Raw genomic sequence first — 16,098 nt, 5'->3', positions numbered from 1 at the left:
AAAATTGGTCTTGTGTCTTATATAAGACTGAGTCCGGTCAGGCATGGCGCCGGCATGATGCCCGGCAGTATGGGCGAGCATCCAGGCCCGCTACAATGCACAGCGCCATCTCCCGAATTTCGCCGCCCGGCCACGAACCGGCGGCAGTCACAACCGTTCCGTACTGGAGACGTCATGTACCAACACATCAAGGTTCCGGCCGGCGAGAAGATCACGGTCAACCAGGACTTTTCGCTGAGTGTTCCGGACAATCCGATCATTCCCTATATCGAAGGCGACGGTACGGGCCTCGATATCACCCCGGTGATGATCAAGGTGGTCGACGCGGCCGTGGCCAAGGCCTATGGCGGCAAGCGCAAGATTGCCTGGATGGAGATCTACGCCGGCGAAAAGTCGACCAAGGTCTACGGCCCCGACGTGTGGCTGCCGGATGAAACCCTGGACGTGCTGAAGGAATACGTGGTGTCGATCAAGGGTCCGCTGACCACGCCGGTCGGCGGCGGCATTCGCTCGCTCAACGTGGCGCTGCGCCAGCAACTGGACCTCTATGTCTGCCTGCGCCCGGTACGCTACTTCAAGGGCGTGCCCTCGCCGGTGCGCGAGCCGGAAAAGACCGATATGGTGATCTTCCGCGAGAACTCGGAAGACATTTACGCCGGCATCGAATGGGCCGCGGAAAGCGAGCAGGCGAAAAAACTCATCAAGTTCCTGCAGGACGAGATGGGCGTGAAGAAGATCCGTTTCCCGGCCACCTCGGGCATCGGCGTCAAGCCGGTGTCGCGCGAGGGCACCGAGCGGCTGGTGCGCAAGGCGATCCAGTACGCGATCGACAACGACAAGCCCTCGGTGACGCTGGTGCACAAGGGCAACATCATGAAGTTCACCGAAGGTGGCTTCCGCGACTGGGGCTATGAGCTGGCCCAGAAGGAATTCGGCGCCGAACTGGTCGATGGCGGCCCGTGGTGCAAGTTCAAGAACCCGAAGACCGGCAAGGACATCGTGGTCAAGGACGCCATTGCCGACGCCTTCCTGCAGCAGATTCTGCTGCGCCCGGCCGAATACTCGGTGATCGCCACGCTGAACCTGAATGGCGACTACGTTTCGGACGCGCTGGCGGCGCAGGTTGGCGGCATCGGCATCGCGCCGGGCGCCAACATGTCGGACTCGGTGGCCATGTTCGAGGCCACCCACGGCACCGCGCCGAAGTACGCCGGCAAGGATTATGTCAACCCGGGTTCGGAAATCCTGTCGGCTGAAATGATGCTGCGCCACATGGGCTGGACCGAGGCCGCCGACCTGATCATTGCTTCGATGGAGAAGTCGATCCTGTCCAAAAAGGTCACCTATGATTTCGCCCGCCTGCTGGAAGGCGCGACCCAAGTCTCGTGCTCGGGCTTCGGTCAGGTGATGATCGACAATATGTAAGCACAGACTCCCGCTGCAGCGGGCGAACTGTCGGCAGAGCCCCGGTACCGGATACCCGGCACCGGGGTTTTTTCTTGCCGGCCGCCGCGGCGTTGGCTAGAACGTCAGGGTTCGACGGGCATCCCGCCCGGGGAGACTGGCATGGACGATCCCTTCCGCCGCACCGCCTTCGGCGCGGCACTCTTCTACAAGGATCCGCTGGCGGCGCTGGACTGGCTGGAGCGGGCGTTCGGCTTCGAGCGGGTCATGGTGATCCGCGACCAGCAAGGACAGCTGGTGCATTCCGAAATGCGTTTCGGCGACAGCTACCTGATGGTGGGCAGCGAGTGGGCCGACTTTACCGCCAGCCCGGCATCGATCGGCGGCAAGAACACCCAGACGGTGCACGTGCATTTGCCGGACGGACTCGACCAGCATTGCGCGCGCGCCCGGGCCGCCGGCGCCGCCATCGTGCGCGAGCCGCAGGACGAGTTCTATGGCGACCGCACCTACACTGCCCGGGATGCCGAGGGCCATGTCTGGACCTTTGGCCAGACTGTGCGCAAGGTCACCAAGGAGGAGGCCGAACAGGCCAGCGGCCTGAAAATCGACGGGTGGGCCTGAAACGGCCTCGAAGGGGCGCCGCCAGGATCGCCGCAAGGGCGCCTAAAAACCGGAAAGCCCGGCGCCAGGCCGGGCTTTCCATCGGATGTGCGTGCAGCTGATGCGAGCCGGTGCCCGCTGCGCCGCCTTGGCGGCCAGCGGGGCGCTGGCATCGGTCCCGTCCCGGGGGAATCCCCCACACCCTGGTTGACCGCTCCGGTGGCTCTGTGGCCGGGGATGCGGTCGCGGCGCGCTTTAGCTGGCGTCCTGGATATTGGTGGCTTGCTTGCCCTTCGGGCCCTGGACCACCTCGAACGAGACGCGCTGGCCTTCCTTGAGCGTCTTGAAGCCCGCCATCTGGATAGCCGAAAAGTGCGCAAACAGTTCTTCTTCGCCCTCGTCCGGCTTGATGAACCCGAATCCCTTGGCGTCATTGAACCATTTGACGATACCGCTTGCCATATACTCCCCCAACGAAATAGCAGATTTTTCAAGCGGGGAAGCTTGCCAGCCAGACGGCACGGACTGCGGCGCCATGGCTGGCCGCGTGCTGAAATGCGGCCGGCGATGACGCGCGGCGAGGTGCTATCGTGCGGCGGCCAGTCTGATTGCTGACTCGCCGCCGCGGGCCGTGGGCCTCCCTGCTCACGGATCACCCGCCTTGGCTGTTGCTTTGGCTCGCTGGCCTTCGGTGGGTGTGCGACCGATTTTTCTGGCAAAGCCGGACCCTGTCAAGCTGGCGGATTCCCCACTGCCAGAAGGGTGTGGCAGGAACAGGACGGCGCCCGGTGTTACCGTTGCCATGAATTGGCGGCCGGCGGCCCGGCTTTTCGGCCGGTGCCGCGACGTGCCTTGCAAGGCCTTCCGCGGAACCATCCGCTCCCATTCACCACGGAAAACCGGTGGCCGGACTCTTGAATCCACCGCCTTTTCCCCAAATTGCAGAGTTGCGAGTAAGGGTTAGAATAAAGCCATGGCTACACGGCTTGCGAATGTCCCACAACGCGAAGCGGGCACCATCCTGGAGCGGAAAGAGCAGGCGCTGAAACCGCCTGCCATGTTCAAGGTGGTGCTGCTGAACGACGACTACACTCCGATGGAGTTCGTCGTGATGATCCTGCAGCAGTATTTCAGCAGGGACCGGGAAACGGCGACGCAGATCATGCTGACCGTGCACCGGGAAGGAAAGGGCGTCTGCGGTATCTACACCAGGGATATCGCGGCGACTAAGGTCGAGCTGGTGTCAACGCACGCGCGGCAGGCGGGGCACCCCCTGCAGTGCGTGATGGAGGAAGCATGATTGCGCAAGAATTGGAAGTGAGCCTGCATATGGCTTTTGTCGAAGCCAGGCAGGCGCGCCACGAGTTCATTACCGTGGAGCATCTGCTGCTGGCATTGCTCGACAATCCCACGGCAGCTGAAGTCTTGCGCGCCTGCGCGGCCAATATTGAGGACCTGCGCACCAGCCTTAAGAACTTCATCGCGGACAACACGCCGGTGGTGCCGGGTACCGACGAGGTCGATACCCAGCCCACACTGGGTTTCCAGCGCGTGATCCAGCGCGCCATCATGCACGTCCAGTCGACTTCCAACGGCAAGAAGGAAGTCACCGGTGCCAACGTGCTGGTCGCGATTTTCGGCGAGAAGGATTCGCACGCCGTTTATTACCTGCAGCAGCAGGGCGTGACGCGCCTGGACGTGGTCAATTTCATCAGCCACGGCATCCGCAAGGACCAGTCCGAGCCGGCCAAGCACGGCGATGCGGCTGGCGAGGGCGAGGGCGGCGACGGCAAGGAAAGCCCGCTCGAGCAATACACCCAGAACCTGAACACGCTGGCCAAGGCCGGCAAGATCGATCCGCTGATCGGCCGCGAGAGCGAAGTCGAGCGCGTGGTCCAGGTGCTGTGCCGCCGGCGCAAGAACAACCCGCTGCTGGTGGGCGAAGCCGGCGTCGGCAAGACCGCCATCGCCGAGGGCCTGGCCTGGCGCATCACCAAGAACGAAGTCCCGGACATCCTGGAAAAGGCCACCGTCTACTCGCTCGACATGGGCGCGCTGCTGGCCGGCACCAAGTACCGCGGTGATTTCGAGCAGCGCCTGAAGGGCGTGTTGAAGTCGCTCAAGGACAATCCGAACGCGATCCTGTTCATCGACGAGATCCACACGCTGATCGGCGCGGGCGCCGCTTCGGGCGGGACGCTGGACGCCAGCAACCTGCTCAAGCCGGCGCTGTCGTCGGGCCAGCTCAAGTGCATCGGCGCGACCACCTTCACGGAATACCGCGGCATCTTCGAGAAGGACGCGGCGCTGTCGCGGCGCTTCCAGAAGATCGACGTGGTCGAGCCGTCGGTCGACCAGACCGTGCAGATCCTGCGCGGGCTGAAGTCGCGCTTCGAGGAACACCACGGCGTCAAGTACGCATCGTCGGCGCTGACCGCCGCGGCGGAGCTGTCGGCGCGCTTCATCACCGACCGCCACCTGCCGGACAAGGCGATCGACGTGATCGACGAAGCCGGCGCGGCGCAGCGCATCCTGCCGAAGTCCAAGCAAAAGAAGACCATCGGCAAGGGCGAGATCGAGGACATCGTCTCGCGCATCGCGCGCATCCCGCCGCAGAGCGTCAACCAGGACGACCGCAGCAAGCTGCAGACGCTGGAACGCGACCTGAAGTCGGTGGTGTTCGGCCAGGATCCGGCGATCGAGGCGCTGGCCTCGGCGATCAAGATGTCGCGCGCCGGCCTGGGCAAGACCGACAAGCCGATCGGCTCGTTCCTGTTCTCCGGTCCCACCGGTGTGGGCAAGACCGAGGTCGCCAAGCAGCTGGCCTTCATCATGGGCATCGAACTGCTGCGCTTCGACATGTCTGAATACATGGAACGCCATGCGGTGAGCCGCCTGATCGGCGCGCCCCCGGGATACGTCGGGTTTGACCAGGGCGGCCTGCTGACCGAGGCCGTCACCAAGAAGCCGCACTGTGTGCTGCTGCTGGATGAAATCGAGAAAGCGCATCCGGATATCTTCAATATCCTGCTGCAGGTGATGGATCATGGTTCGCTGACCGACAACAACGGCCGGCGCGCCGACTTCCGCAACGTGATCATCATCATGACCACCAATGCGGGAGCGGAGACCATGAACCGCGCCACCATCGGCTTCACCAGCTCGCGTGAGCAGGGCGACGAGATGGCCGACATCAAGCGCATGTTCACGCCGGAGTTCCGCAACCGGCTGGATGCCACCATCAGCTTCCGCTCGCTCGATGAGGAAATCATCCTGCGCGTGGTCGACAAGTTCCTGATGCAGCTGGAAGAGCAGCTGCACGAGAAGAAGGTGGAAGCCAGCTTCAGCGAGAAGCTGCGCAAGTTCCTGGCGCACAAGGGCTTCGATCCGCTGATGGGTGCGCGCCCGATGCAGCGCCTGATCCAGGACATGATCCGCAAGGCGCTGGCCGACGAACTGCTGTTCGGCCGCCTGGTCTCCGGCGGCAAGGTGGTGGTGGATCTGGACGAACAAGACCAGATCAAGCTCGATTTCTCCGAGATCGAGCCCGAGCCGCCCGAGGCGCCCGAGGAGCAGCGCGCAGAAGCCTGAGCGATGATCGGCCGCGTTGCCTGCAACGGGGTCGATCATCGGGCAAAATAGCGGGGCGGCCACACGGCCGCCCTGTTTCTTTTGTCCCGGCCGCCTCGACGCCCCACCTGAAAACCCTGATGTCCTCTGCCGACCGCACGCGGCGCCGCCGCCTGCTGCTCAAGATCCTGCCATTGGCCGCCGTGCCGGGCCCGATGTTCCATGCCGCCGCCGCAGGCGCCGCCGATGGCGCGGCGGGCAATCGTCCGATCGCGCTGGTGCTGCCGTTCCCGCCGGGCGGCAGCGTCGACATCGTCGCACGCCAGCTGCAACCCGGTCTGAAGGCGGCACTGGGACAGACCGTGGTAGTGGACAACAAGCCCGGCGCGGGCGGGCTGATTGCGTCGAGCACCGTGGCGCGCGCCAGGCCCGACGGCAATACGCTGCTGATGGCATTCGACACGCATGCGATCAACCCGTTTGCCTACAAGCAGCTGCCCTACGACACCTTCCGCGATTTCACGCCGATCTCGCAGCTGGTGCGCTTTCCGTTGGTGATTGCCGCCAACCCGGCACTGCCCGCGTCGAATGTGCGTGAGCTGGTGGCGCTTGCCAAGGCCAGGCACGACGGCGTGCGCTATGCGTCGTCGGGCATCGGTAGCCTGAACCAGCTGGCGGCCGAGGCGCTGGCCACTGAGGCCGGCGTGCATATGCTGCACGTGCCCTACAAGGGCGGCGGCCCGGCTGTGCAGGCGGTGCTGTCCAATGAGGTCGATATCTTCTTCAGCAGCTACGCCGCGGTGCAGGCGCACGTGGCCGCGCGCACGATCAAGGTGCTGGGCGTGACCGGCACCAGCCGCCTGCGCCAGCTGCCGCAGGTGCCCACGGTGGCCGAGCAAGGCATCAAGGGTTTCGAGGCGTATTCGTGGATCGGCGTGTTTGGTCCGGCCGACCTGCCGCCGGCGACGGTTGCGCGCATCCATGACGCGTTGGTCGAATCGCTGCGCCAGCCGCGCGTGGTCGATGCGCTGGCCGCGCAAGGCTTTGAGATTGTCGGCGGCAGCCCCGCCGAACTCGGCAACCTGGTGCGCCGCGAGCATGACAAATGGCAGGCGGTGGCGCGCAAGGCCAATATCCAGTTTGAATGAGCCAGTCCGGCGCGGTCGCGCGCCGTGACCCGGGGGGAAGCCGATGGCAACGCAAGCAGAAATGTTCGACCACGCCGTGGTGGTGTGCCCCGACCTCGATGCCGGGGCGCAGGCCTGGCAGCGGCTCGGCTTTACGCTGACGCCGCGCGGCTACCACACGCTGGGCTCGCAGAATCACTGCATCATGCTGCAGCGGGACTACCTCGAGCTGTTGCACGTGACCGCGCCCAATCCCAGCCGGCAGTATTACTGGGACGCCCAGGCGCGCGGCGGCGGCTGTGCGGCGATGTCGTGCAAGAGCGCCGATGCCTTTGCCACCGCGGCGCGGTTGCGCGCGGCCGGCTGGCATACCTCGGACCCGATCGAGTTTTCGCGTCCGGTGCGCCTGGACGATGGCAGCGAGCATCCGGCCACGTTCCGCGTGACCGCGCTCGACGACGCCCCGGGCGCGCGCTACTTCGTCTGCGAGCACCGCACGCCCGAACTGCTGTGGCGGCCTGAATGGACGCGCCATGCCAACGGCGCGCAGAGCATTGCGACGATGTTCCTGGTGGTGGCACCGGCCCTGGTGGACGCCGCCGCGCGTGCCTATGCGGAACTGACCGGCGGCGAGCTGACGCAGCTGAGCGAACATGTCAGCAGCCTGGCGCTGGACGATGCCGCACTGGTGCTCAGCACGCCGCAGGCTTTGGCGTCAGCCACCGGCACGGCGCATATCCGGCGCGACGTTCCGGGCTATGCGGCGATCCGGCTGCGCACCGATGACCTGGCGGCGGCGCGCGCCGGCTGGCGCGAGCAGGGTGTGCCGACGTATGACCTGAGCCCGCGCGAGACGCTGGTGCCGGTGCACGCCGCCAGCGGCGTGGCCTTGCTGTTCGAACAGCAGGGCTGAAATGCAAACTGGCGCCCCGCGGGGCGCCAGTGCTTGATGCCGAGGCAGACAGCCGGTCAGGCGCCGGCCTTGGCGTGATGCACGCCGGTCGAGCCAAAGCCGCCCGCGCCGCGTTCGCTGTCCTGGCTGAAATCCTCAACCGTCGAGAACACCGGCCGCAGCACCGGCACGAACATCATCTGCGCAATGCGCTCGCCCGGCTGGATCACGATCGGCTCGGTGCCCGGGGCGTTGCGGTTCCAGACGCTGACCATGATCTGGCCCTGGTAGTCGGCATCGATGACACCAATGGAATTTCCCAGCACCAGGCCCTTCTTGTGGCCCAGCCCGGAGCGCGGCACGATGGTCGCGGCCATGTACGGATTGCCCATGTGCACGGCGATGCCGGCCGGCACCAGCTGCGCGGGCGTGCCAGGCGCGATCGAGACGGGCGCGTCGACGCAGGCATGCAGGTCGATGGCGGCGGCCATCTCGCTCTGGTAGGCGGGCAGGCCCCACTCGTTCAGGCGCGCATCAAGCACCTTGATTTCGACGGTCGGGTTCAGAGGCTGGGTCATAAGCGGTATCGAAGAATTCGTTTTAACAATCAGGGGCGCGCGGGCCCGGGCAGGCGCTGGCCAATGGCCGCGACCAGCTGCCGTGCCAGCGACAGCTTGTCGGCACGCGGCAGCCGCGTCATGCCGGCGGCGTCGAACAGCACGATCTCGTTGTCGTCCAGCCCGAACGTGTGGTGGCCGATATTGCCCACCAGCAGCGGCACGCCCTTGCGCTGGCGCTTCTGCTCGCCGTACTGCTCCAGGTTCTCGCTCTCGGCGGCAAAGCCGACGCAATAGGGCGCATCGGTGCGGGCCGCGACCGCGGCCAGGATGTCAGGGTTCTGCACGAACTGCAGCGTCGGCGTATCGGTATCGTTGGCCTTCTTCAGCTTCTGCTGCGCGACCTCGGCCGGGCGCCAGTCCGCCACCGCGGCCACCGCGACAAAGACATCCACACCGGCCAGCTGCGCTATCACCGCGTCATGCATCTGCTGGGCGCTGCGCACGTCGGTGCGCATCACGCCGCGCGGGGTGGGCAGGCCGGTAGGGCCGGCTACCAGCAGTACTTCGGCACCCGCTTCGCGCGCGGCGCGCGCGATCGAGAAGCCCATCTTGCCGGACGACAGGTTGGTGATGCCACGCACCGGGTCGATCGCCTCGAAGGTCGGGCCGGCGGTGATCAGCATGCGCTTGCCTTGCAGCGGCTTGGGCTGGAAGAAGGCGATGATGTCGTCGAGCAGCTCTTCGGGCTCCAGCATGCGGCCGTCGCCGACCTCGCCGCAGGCCTGGTCGCCGCTGCCCGGGCCCAGGATCACCACGCCGTCGGCACGCAGCTGCGCGGCATTGCGCTGGGTGGCGGGGGCCGCCCACATCTGGCGGTTCATCGCCGGCGCCACCAGCAGCGGACAGTCGCGCGCGATGCACAGCGTGCTCAGCAGGTCGTCGCACAGGCCGTTGGCCAGGCGCGCCAGGAAGTCGGTCGAGGCCGGAGCAATGACGATGGCGTCGGCCTCGCGCGAGAGGTCGATATGCGCCATGTTGTTGTCGATGCGCGCGTCCCACTGCGACGTGAACACCGGCCGGCCGGACAGCGCCTGCATCGTCACCGGCGTGATGAAGTGCGTCGCCGCCTCGGTCATCGCCACCTGCACGGTGGCTCCGGCCTTGGTCAGCAGGCGGACCAGCTCGGCCGACTTGTAGCAGGCGATGCCGCCGGTCAGGCCAAGAACGATGTGCTTGCCGCGCAAATCCATGGTGAGGAACCTGGCTGGGGAGGGAAGGGAGATGATACCGGCGCTGCTCAGTGCTTGCGCACCCGCCGCAGTTCATCGACGATCAGCAGCACCGCGCCGACCGTGATGGCGCAGTCGGCCAGGTTGAAGGCCGGCCAGTGGTAATTGCGCACGTAAAAATCCAGGAAATCGATCACGTGACCGTAGACCACGCGGTCGATCACGTTGCCCACCGCGCCGCCCAGGATCAGCGACACCGCAAAGCAGAACAGCCGCTGGCCGGTATGGCGGTACAGCAGCCAGACGATGAACGCGCCCACCACCACGCCCAGGCCGGTGAAGAACCAGCGCTGCCAGCCGCCGGCGTCAGCCAGGAAGCTGAACGCCGCGCCCTTGTTGTAGACCAGCACCAGGTTGAAGAAGCCTGTCACCGGGCGCGATTCGCCGTAGCTGAAGCTGCGCACGATCACGATCTTGAAGAACTGGTCGAGCAACACCACCAGCAGCGCAAAGGCCATCCACAACAGCGGGGTGGTGCTGCTGGCAGCCTTGTTGTTGCGACGCGCCGGGCGCGCCGAACGGGACGTGGTCGATGCCATCAGGCATGGCTCCTGTGTTCGCCGGCGCCGAACAGGTTGCTGTTGCAGCGGCCGCAGAGAGTGGGATGGTCGGGGTTGTGGCCGACATCGGCGCGGTAGTGCCAGCAGCGCTCGCACTTGGCATGCGCCGACGGCGTCACCGTGACCAGCAGGTCGCCGGCCTCGGGCGCGGGCGCGACCTTGGCCGACGAGGTCAGCAGCACGAAGCGCAGGTCGTCGCCCAGGCTTTGCAGGGCGTCCAGCACCGGCCCGCCGGCCTGGATCGTCAACTCGGCCTGCAGCGACGAGCCGATCTCGCCTTCCACGCGCACCGCTTCCAGCTGCCGGGTGACCTCGGCGCGCACCTCGCGCAGCGTGTGCCATTTCTGCAGCAGGTCGTCGGCGTCGTCGACTTCCGGCACGGCGTAATAGGTGCTGGTGAAGATGGTGTCGGTGTGCGCGGTGCCGTGGGCGAAGATCTGCCACGCTTCCTCGGCGGTAAACGACAGGAATGGCGCCATCCAGTGCAGCATCGCCTGGGTGATGTGATACAGCGCGTTCTGCGCCGCGCGGCGCGCCTTCGAATCGGGCGCGGTGGTGTACAGGCGGTCCTTCAGCACGTCGAGGTAGAAGCCGCCCAGGTCTTCGGAGCAGAAGGTCTGCAGCTTGGCCACCACCGGGTGGAATTCATAGGCTTCGTAGTGCGACAGCACTTCCTTCTGCAGCTGCGCGGTCAGCGCCACGGCGTAGCGGTCGATCTCCAGCCACTCGGCGGCGGGCAGCGCGTGCTTGCCGTGGTCGTAGTCGGACAGGTTGGACAGCAGGAAGCGCAGCGTATTGCGGATGCGGCGATAGCCTTCCACCACGCGCTTGAGGATCTCGTCCGAGATCGACAGCTCGCCGGAGTAATCGGTCGACGCCACCCACAGGCGGATGATCTCCGCGCCCATCTTGTTCGAGATGTCCTGCGGCGACACGGTATTGCCGATCGACTTGGACATCTTGCGGCCTTCGCCGTCGACGGTGAAGCCGTGCGTCAGCAGCGCCTTGTAGGGCGGCTTGCCATACAGCATCGAGGCGGTCAGCAGCGACGAGTGGAACCAGCCGCGGTGCTGGTCCGAGCCTTCCAGGTACAGGTCGGCCAGGCGGCCGTCGGGCTGGTCGGCGCTGGGGTCGTACAGGTCGTCGCGGTGCGAGCCGCGGATCACGGTCCAGTGCGTGGTGCCGGAATCGAACCAGACGTCGAGCGTGTCGCGGTTCTTCTCGTACTGGCTGGCCTCGTCGCCCAGCAACTCGGCCGGGTCCAGCGCCTGCCAGGCTTCGATGCCGTGCTGCTCGACGCGCCTGGCGATCGCTTCCAGCAGTTCAGGCGTGCGCGGATGCAGCGCGCCGGTTTCCTTGTGCACGAAGAACGCCATCGGCACGCCCCACTGGCGCTGGCGCGACAGCGTCCAGTCCGGACGGTTGGCGATCATGTTGTGCAGGCGCTGCTTGCCCCAGGCCGGGTAGAACTCGGTGGCGTCGATGCCGGCCAGCGCGGTCTCGCGCAGGGTCGGCACGGGCTTGCCGTTTTCTTCCGCCGGATCCACGTCCATGCCCGCGAACCACTGCGAGGTGGCGCGGTAGATGATCGGCGTCTTGTGACGCCAGCAGTGCATGTAGCTGTGGGTGTACTTGTGCGAATTGAACAGGTTGCCCGATTCCTGCAGCGCATCGACGATCTTGGGGTTGGCGTCCCAGATCGACAGCCCGCCAAACAGCGGCAGCGTGGCGGCATAGACGCCGTTGCCCATCACCGGGCTGATGATGTCCGAGTCCGGCATGCCGTGGGCCTTGCACGACTGGAAGTCTTCCACGCCATAGGCCGGCGCCGAGTGCACGATGCCCGAGCCGGTGTCGGTGGTGACGTAGTCGCCCAGGTAGATGGGGGAGAGGCGGTCATAACCCGACTCCATCCTGGCCAGGGGATGGTGGAAGCGGATTTCCGACAGGGCCGCACCGGTGGTGGTGGCCACCACCTCGCCTTGCAGGCCGTAGATCTTCAGCTGCTCTTCGACGCGTTCGGTAGCCAGGATCAGGTGGCCGCGCGGGGTGTCGACCAGCGCGTATTCCACCTCGGGGTGCACGTTCAGCGCCTGGTTGCTCGGGATGGTCCACGGCGTGGTGGTCCAGATCACGATCCAGCCAGGCCTGGCGTTGATCTGCTCGACCGGCACCTTGAACGCGTGCGCCAGCTTGTCGGTTTCGGCGAACGGGAAGCCCACGTCGATCGACAGGTCGACCTTGTCCTTGTATTCGACTTCGGCCTCGGCCAGCGCCGAGCCGCAGTCGAAGCACCAGTTCACCGGCTTCAGGCCGCGGAACACATAGCCCTTTTCCATGATCTTGCCGAGCGCGCGCAGCTCATCCGCCTCGTTGCTGTAGTTCATGGTCAGGTACGGGTGGTCCCAGTCGCCGAGCACGCCCAGGCGCTCGAAGTCCACCCTCTGCCGCTGGATCTGCTCGGTGGCGTAGGCGCGTGCCTTGGCCTGGACTTCCTGCACCGGCAGGCCCTTGCCGAACTTCTTTTCGATCTGGATCTCGATCGGCATGCCGTGGCAATCCCAGCCCGGCACGTAGACGGCGTCCAGCCCGGTCAGGCCGCGCGCCTTGATGATCATGTCCTTCAGCACCTTGTTGACGGCGTGGCCGATATGGATATCGCCGTTGGCATACGGGGGGCCGTCGTGCAGCACGAACTTCTTCGCGCCCTTGCGCGCCGCGCGGATCTTCTTGTAGAGCTGCTTGTCCTGCCACTGCTTGACCCATTGCGGCTCGCGCTTGGGCAGGTCGCCACGCATCGGGAAGGGCGTGTCGAGCAGGTTGACGGGATACTTGTTCTTCTCGGGCTTGGCGCGTTTGTCGTCAGACATTTCGATTCTCAGGGCAATTCGGTTGGCGCGCGGCCGGCGCTGGGCGGCGGGCGCGCGAAAAGACTGGGGCAGGCGGCGTGCGAACCGGGCCCGCGCAGCGGGGTGCGGGGCGCCGGCCGCTACCTAATTCGGTCGGTGGCCGAGGTGGCGAAATCGCGGCTGCCGATGCCTTCCGCCGCGGCGCCTGGCGCCGTCAGGCCGAAGAAGGCGCGCGCATCGGCGCTATCCTTGGCGATCGCGGCGGTGAGTTCGTCGAGGGAGTCGAAGCGCGCCTCGTCGCGCAGCTTCTTCATGAATTCGACCCGCACCAGCTTGCCGTACAGGCTTTCATTGAAATCGAACAGGTGGACTTCCAGCAGCACCCGGCCGGCGTCCTCGATGGTCGGGCGCACGCCGATGCTGGCCACGCCGGGCAGCGGCTGGTCGGCGATGCCGTGCACCTGCACCACGAAGATGCCGCTGACCGCGGGCCGCTTGTGCGAAATGCGCAGGTTCAGCGTCGGGAAGCCGAGGTCGCGGCCGAGCTTGCGGCCGTGGATCACGTGGCCGCTGATGGCGTAGCCGTGCCCGAGCAGGCGTCGCGCGTGCTCGAGGTCGCCCTCGGCCAGCGCCTGGCGCACCGCCGAGCTGGAGATGCGGATGCCACCTTCGGACACCGAGCCCATCTGCTCGACATCGAACCCGTAGCGGCGCCCGGCTTCCTGCAGGTAGGCAAAGTCGCCGGCGCGTTTGGCGCCGAAGCGGAAATCGTCGCCGACCAGCAGCCAGCGGGTATGCAGGCCGTGCCAAAGCACGTTCTCGACGAACTCCTGCGGCGACTGGCCGGCAAAGTGGGCGTTGAAATGTTCCACCACCACGCGGTCCACGCCGTTGCGGCGCAGGCTTTCCAGCTTGTCGCGCAGCAGTGCGATGCGGGTGGGGGCCTTGTCAGGCGTGAAGAACTCGCGGGGATGCGGTTCGAAGGTCATCACGCACAGCGGCAGGCCGCGCGCGTCCGCCGCCGCGCGCGCACGCGCGAGCAGCGACTGGTGGCCGCGATGCACACCGTCGAAATTGCCGATGGTGAGCGCGCAGGGCGCCCGGCTCTCGGCGTTGGGCAGGCCGCGGAAGACTTTCACGGGGACGGCGGGAAGGGATTCGGGTAAAGCGAGCATTATAAGGCGAATGGGTCGGCTTGCCGCTGCCGCCGGCCCGGGCTCGCCCCCGCGCTGCGGCTTTTGTGCCGCAACCGGCCCTCCCGCCATGGCGCTATGCCACAAAAGGCGGCATGATAGGCGCCACTTTGGCTCACTGCGGTGGCCACTGCGGTAGCCCACTACAGGCCTGCCGCAGGCGTCGCCGCGCGGCGTGCCCGATCTTCGCCCATTCCTGATTCCCAGTTGAAAGCGCTGACCTATCGGTTCTTTTCCCGGCTCCTGCCCCGGGGCCTGCCTCAGTCGAGCGCCGAGCTCGACGTCGAAACGCGCGCCAAGCTGATGGCGATCGTGCACAAGAATGCGCCGACCGCGATCGTCTCCTCGGTGCTGCTGCCCGCGCTGACCACCATCGGCTTCTGGAACGACGTCAACCGCGCTGCGCTGCTGGGCTGGTGCGCGGTAATGCTGGTGCTGACGGCCGGCGGGCTGTGGTTCTACATTGGCTACCAGCGCGACCACGCCTTGATGAGCCGTTCCGCGCACACGCGCAAGTGGTGGAACAACATGCGCGCGGTCGCTTTCCTGACCGGCGTGACCTGGGGCAGTTCGGCGCTGCTGCATTTGTATACAGGCTCGCCGGTGTTCTCCAGCGTGCTGTACCTGCTGACGCTCGGGGTGCTTGCCGGCGGCGCGGTATCGCAGGCACCGGTGCCGTCGAACCTGATCTACGCCGGCGTGCCGATCCTGGTACCAAACCTGCTGATGGCGGAATTCGCTTTCCCGGGCCATGGCGCCTATGTGCAGGGCCTGCTGGCGATCTACGCACTGATGCTGTCGCGCCACGCCTTCAACCTGCAGGTCACGCTGGTGCGCGCGATCCAGCTGGAGGGCGACAGCCGGCGCCTGGCCAAGCAGTTCCAGGACGAAAAGGAGCGGGCGCTGCATGCCAGCGAAGAGAAGTCGCGCTTCCTGGCCGCGGCCAGCCATGACTTGCGCCAGCCGGTGCATGCGCTGGTGATGCTGGTCGAGGCGCTGCGCGCGCGCAACCAGTCGAGCGCGCTGCATCCGCTGGTGGAGCAGGTGGCGGCGGGCACCCAGACCATCGACCTGTTGTTCCGCTCGCTGCTGGACTTGTCCAAGCTGGAAGGGCGCAAGGTGCTGCCCACGCTGGAGCCCTGCGAACTGGGCGCACTGATCCGCGATGTGATGAGCCAGTTTGCCGCCGACGCGCGTGAAAGCGGGCTGACCCTGACCCCGCGCGTGCCCGACGAGCTGTACGCGATGGCCGAGCCGGTGCTGCTGCGCCGGGCCCTGTTCAACCTGGTGCAGAACGCGCTGCGCTACACCCAGCGCGGCGGCGTGCTGGTGACCGCGCGCCAGCGCCGCAAGAACGTGCGGCTGGAAGTCTGGGACACCGGTGCCGGCGTCACGCCCGAGCATCTGCCGGACATCTTCTCGCCGTACTACCAGGTTCATAACCCGCAGCGCGATCCGTCGCAGGGCCTGGGCCTGGGGCTGGCGATCTTCAAGGAATGCGTGCGGCTGATGCGGGGCACCTATGGCGTGCGCTCGGTGCCGGGCAAGGGGTCGGTGTTCTGGTTCGCGCTGGCGCCGGTGCCGGCCGAGACCGTGGCCAGCGTGCGCGAGATGCGCGCCATGGCGCAAGCCCAGGAGGCCAAGCCCGATCGCCTGCAGGGCACGGTGCTGGTGGTCGACGACGACAGCCAGATCCGCAAGGCCTGGATTGCGCTGATGGAGGCCTGGGGCATCCGCGTGGCCTGCGCCGCGCATGGTGCCGAGGCCGACAAGCTGTTTGCCCAGGGCCTGCGCCCGGACATCATCTTCTGCGACCTGCGCCTGCCCGGCAGCGAGAATGGCCTGGACTTGCTCGAGCGCTGGCAGAACACGCAACCGCAGGCGCGCAGCGCATTGCTGACGGGGGATCTGAAGTCAGCCGCGCTGGCGGCGGCGGAAGAGGCAGGCTATTTCGTGCTGCCCAAGCCGGTGGATCCGGCCTCGCTGCGGATGCTGCTACGGCGCTGGCTGCGGCCGGCCTAGGGGGCGGCCGGCGGGCCCACGCCAGCGGT

The 16,098-nt window shown here is 66.4% G+C and carries 13 protein-coding genes; 7 read left to right on the top strand and 6 right to left on the bottom strand.

Annotation, left to right across the window (positions count from 1 at the left end; translation table 11 throughout):
- The first annotated feature begins 174 nt into the window (after positions 1-174).
- The gene (gene icd, locus ACOCMH_RS29990) at positions 175-1,425 is read left to right on the top strand and encodes an NADP-dependent isocitrate dehydrogenase (RefSeq protein WP_427311123.1); all 1,251 of its coding nucleotides are present in this window, start codon (positions 175-177) and stop codon (positions 1,423-1,425) included.
- 141 nt (positions 1,426-1,566) lie between these two features.
- Entirely contained in the window at positions 1,567-2,028 is a 462-nt protein-coding gene (locus ACOCMH_RS29985; protein ID WP_427311121.1) for a VOC family protein, read from the top strand.
- 234 nt (positions 2,029-2,262) lie between these two features.
- Here the strand turns inward: ACOCMH_RS29985 and ACOCMH_RS29980 are convergent, their stop codons facing one another.
- Positions 2,263-2,469: a cold-shock protein gene (locus ACOCMH_RS29980; protein WP_012353757.1), complete on the bottom strand. Its 207-nt coding sequence runs from the start codon at positions 2,467-2,469 to the stop codon at positions 2,263-2,265.
- 511 nt (positions 2,470-2,980) lie between these two features.
- Here ACOCMH_RS29980 and clpS point away from each other — a divergent pair.
- The 4 genes from clpS (at position 2,981) to ACOCMH_RS29960 (ending at position 7,617) form a co-directional block, all read left to right on the top strand.
- On the top strand, positions 2,981-3,307 hold the full coding sequence (clpS, locus tag ACOCMH_RS29975) for an ATP-dependent Clp protease adapter ClpS (RefSeq protein ID WP_010814998.1): 327 nt from the start codon (positions 2,981-2,983) through the stop codon (positions 3,305-3,307).
- Positions 3,304-5,598: an ATP-dependent Clp protease ATP-binding subunit ClpA gene (gene clpA / locus ACOCMH_RS29970; RefSeq protein WP_427311119.1), complete on the top strand. Its 2,295-nt coding sequence runs from the start codon at positions 3,304-3,306 to the stop codon at positions 5,596-5,598. The genes clpS and clpA overlap by 4 nt, the downstream gene beginning before the upstream one ends.
- Positions 5,599-5,717: 119 nt before the next feature.
- Positions 5,718-6,725, top strand: a complete 1,008-nt coding sequence (locus ACOCMH_RS29965) for a tripartite tricarboxylate transporter substrate binding protein (RefSeq protein WP_427311117.1) — start codon at positions 5,718-5,720, stop codon at positions 6,723-6,725.
- A gap of 43 nt (positions 6,726-6,768) precedes the next feature.
- Complete coding sequence (locus tag ACOCMH_RS29960; RefSeq protein WP_427311115.1) at positions 6,769-7,617, top strand: VOC family protein; 849 nt, start codon at positions 6,769-6,771, stop codon at positions 7,615-7,617.
- Between the two features lie 56 nt (positions 7,618-7,673).
- On the opposite strand, the gene dut is transcribed toward ACOCMH_RS29960, so the two are convergent.
- From dut to ACOCMH_RS29935, 5 genes are all read right to left on the bottom strand, one after another.
- Positions 7,674-8,174 (bottom strand): dUTP diphosphatase, encoded by a 501-nt coding sequence (gene dut, locus ACOCMH_RS29955; RefSeq protein WP_427311114.1) that lies wholly within the window; start codon positions 8,172-8,174, stop codon positions 7,674-7,676.
- Between the two features lie 29 nt (positions 8,175-8,203).
- Positions 8,204-9,406: a bifunctional phosphopantothenoylcysteine decarboxylase/phosphopantothenate--cysteine ligase CoaBC gene (gene coaBC / locus ACOCMH_RS29950; RefSeq protein WP_427311112.1), complete on the bottom strand. Its 1,203-nt coding sequence runs from the start codon at positions 9,404-9,406 to the stop codon at positions 8,204-8,206.
- A gap of 47 nt (positions 9,407-9,453) precedes the next feature.
- A complete protein-coding gene (gene lspA / locus ACOCMH_RS29945) occupies positions 9,454-9,984 on the bottom strand; it encodes a signal peptidase II (RefSeq protein WP_427311110.1) in 531 nt (176 codons plus the stop codon).
- Positions 9,984-12,875 carry an isoleucine--tRNA ligase gene (ileS, locus tag ACOCMH_RS29940; RefSeq protein ID WP_427311108.1) on the bottom strand — a complete coding sequence of 964 codons (2,892 nt, stop codon included), beginning with the start codon at positions 12,873-12,875 and terminating at the stop codon, positions 9,984-9,986. Before ileS ends, lspA begins: the two co-directional genes overlap by 1 nt.
- Positions 12,876-12,994: 119 nt before the next feature.
- The gene (locus ACOCMH_RS29935) at positions 12,995-13,993 is read right to left on the bottom strand and encodes a bifunctional riboflavin kinase/FAD synthetase (protein ID WP_427311106.1); all 999 of its coding nucleotides are present in this window, start codon (positions 13,991-13,993) and stop codon (positions 12,995-12,997) included.
- Positions 13,994-14,254: 261 nt separating this feature from the next.
- Between ACOCMH_RS29935 and ACOCMH_RS29930 the strand changes: the two genes are divergently transcribed.
- A complete protein-coding gene (locus tag ACOCMH_RS29930) occupies positions 14,255-16,069 on the top strand; it encodes a hybrid sensor histidine kinase/response regulator (protein ID WP_427311105.1) in 1,815 nt (604 codons plus the stop codon).
- Positions 16,070-16,098 lie beyond the last annotated feature (29 nt).

Source organism: Cupriavidus sp. H39, from assembly GCF_050271075.1.
Lineage (GTDB): Bacteria > Pseudomonadota > Gammaproteobacteria > Burkholderiales > Burkholderiaceae > Cupriavidus > Cupriavidus necator_B.
This window is presented reverse-complemented; position numbering and strand designations above follow the sequence as displayed.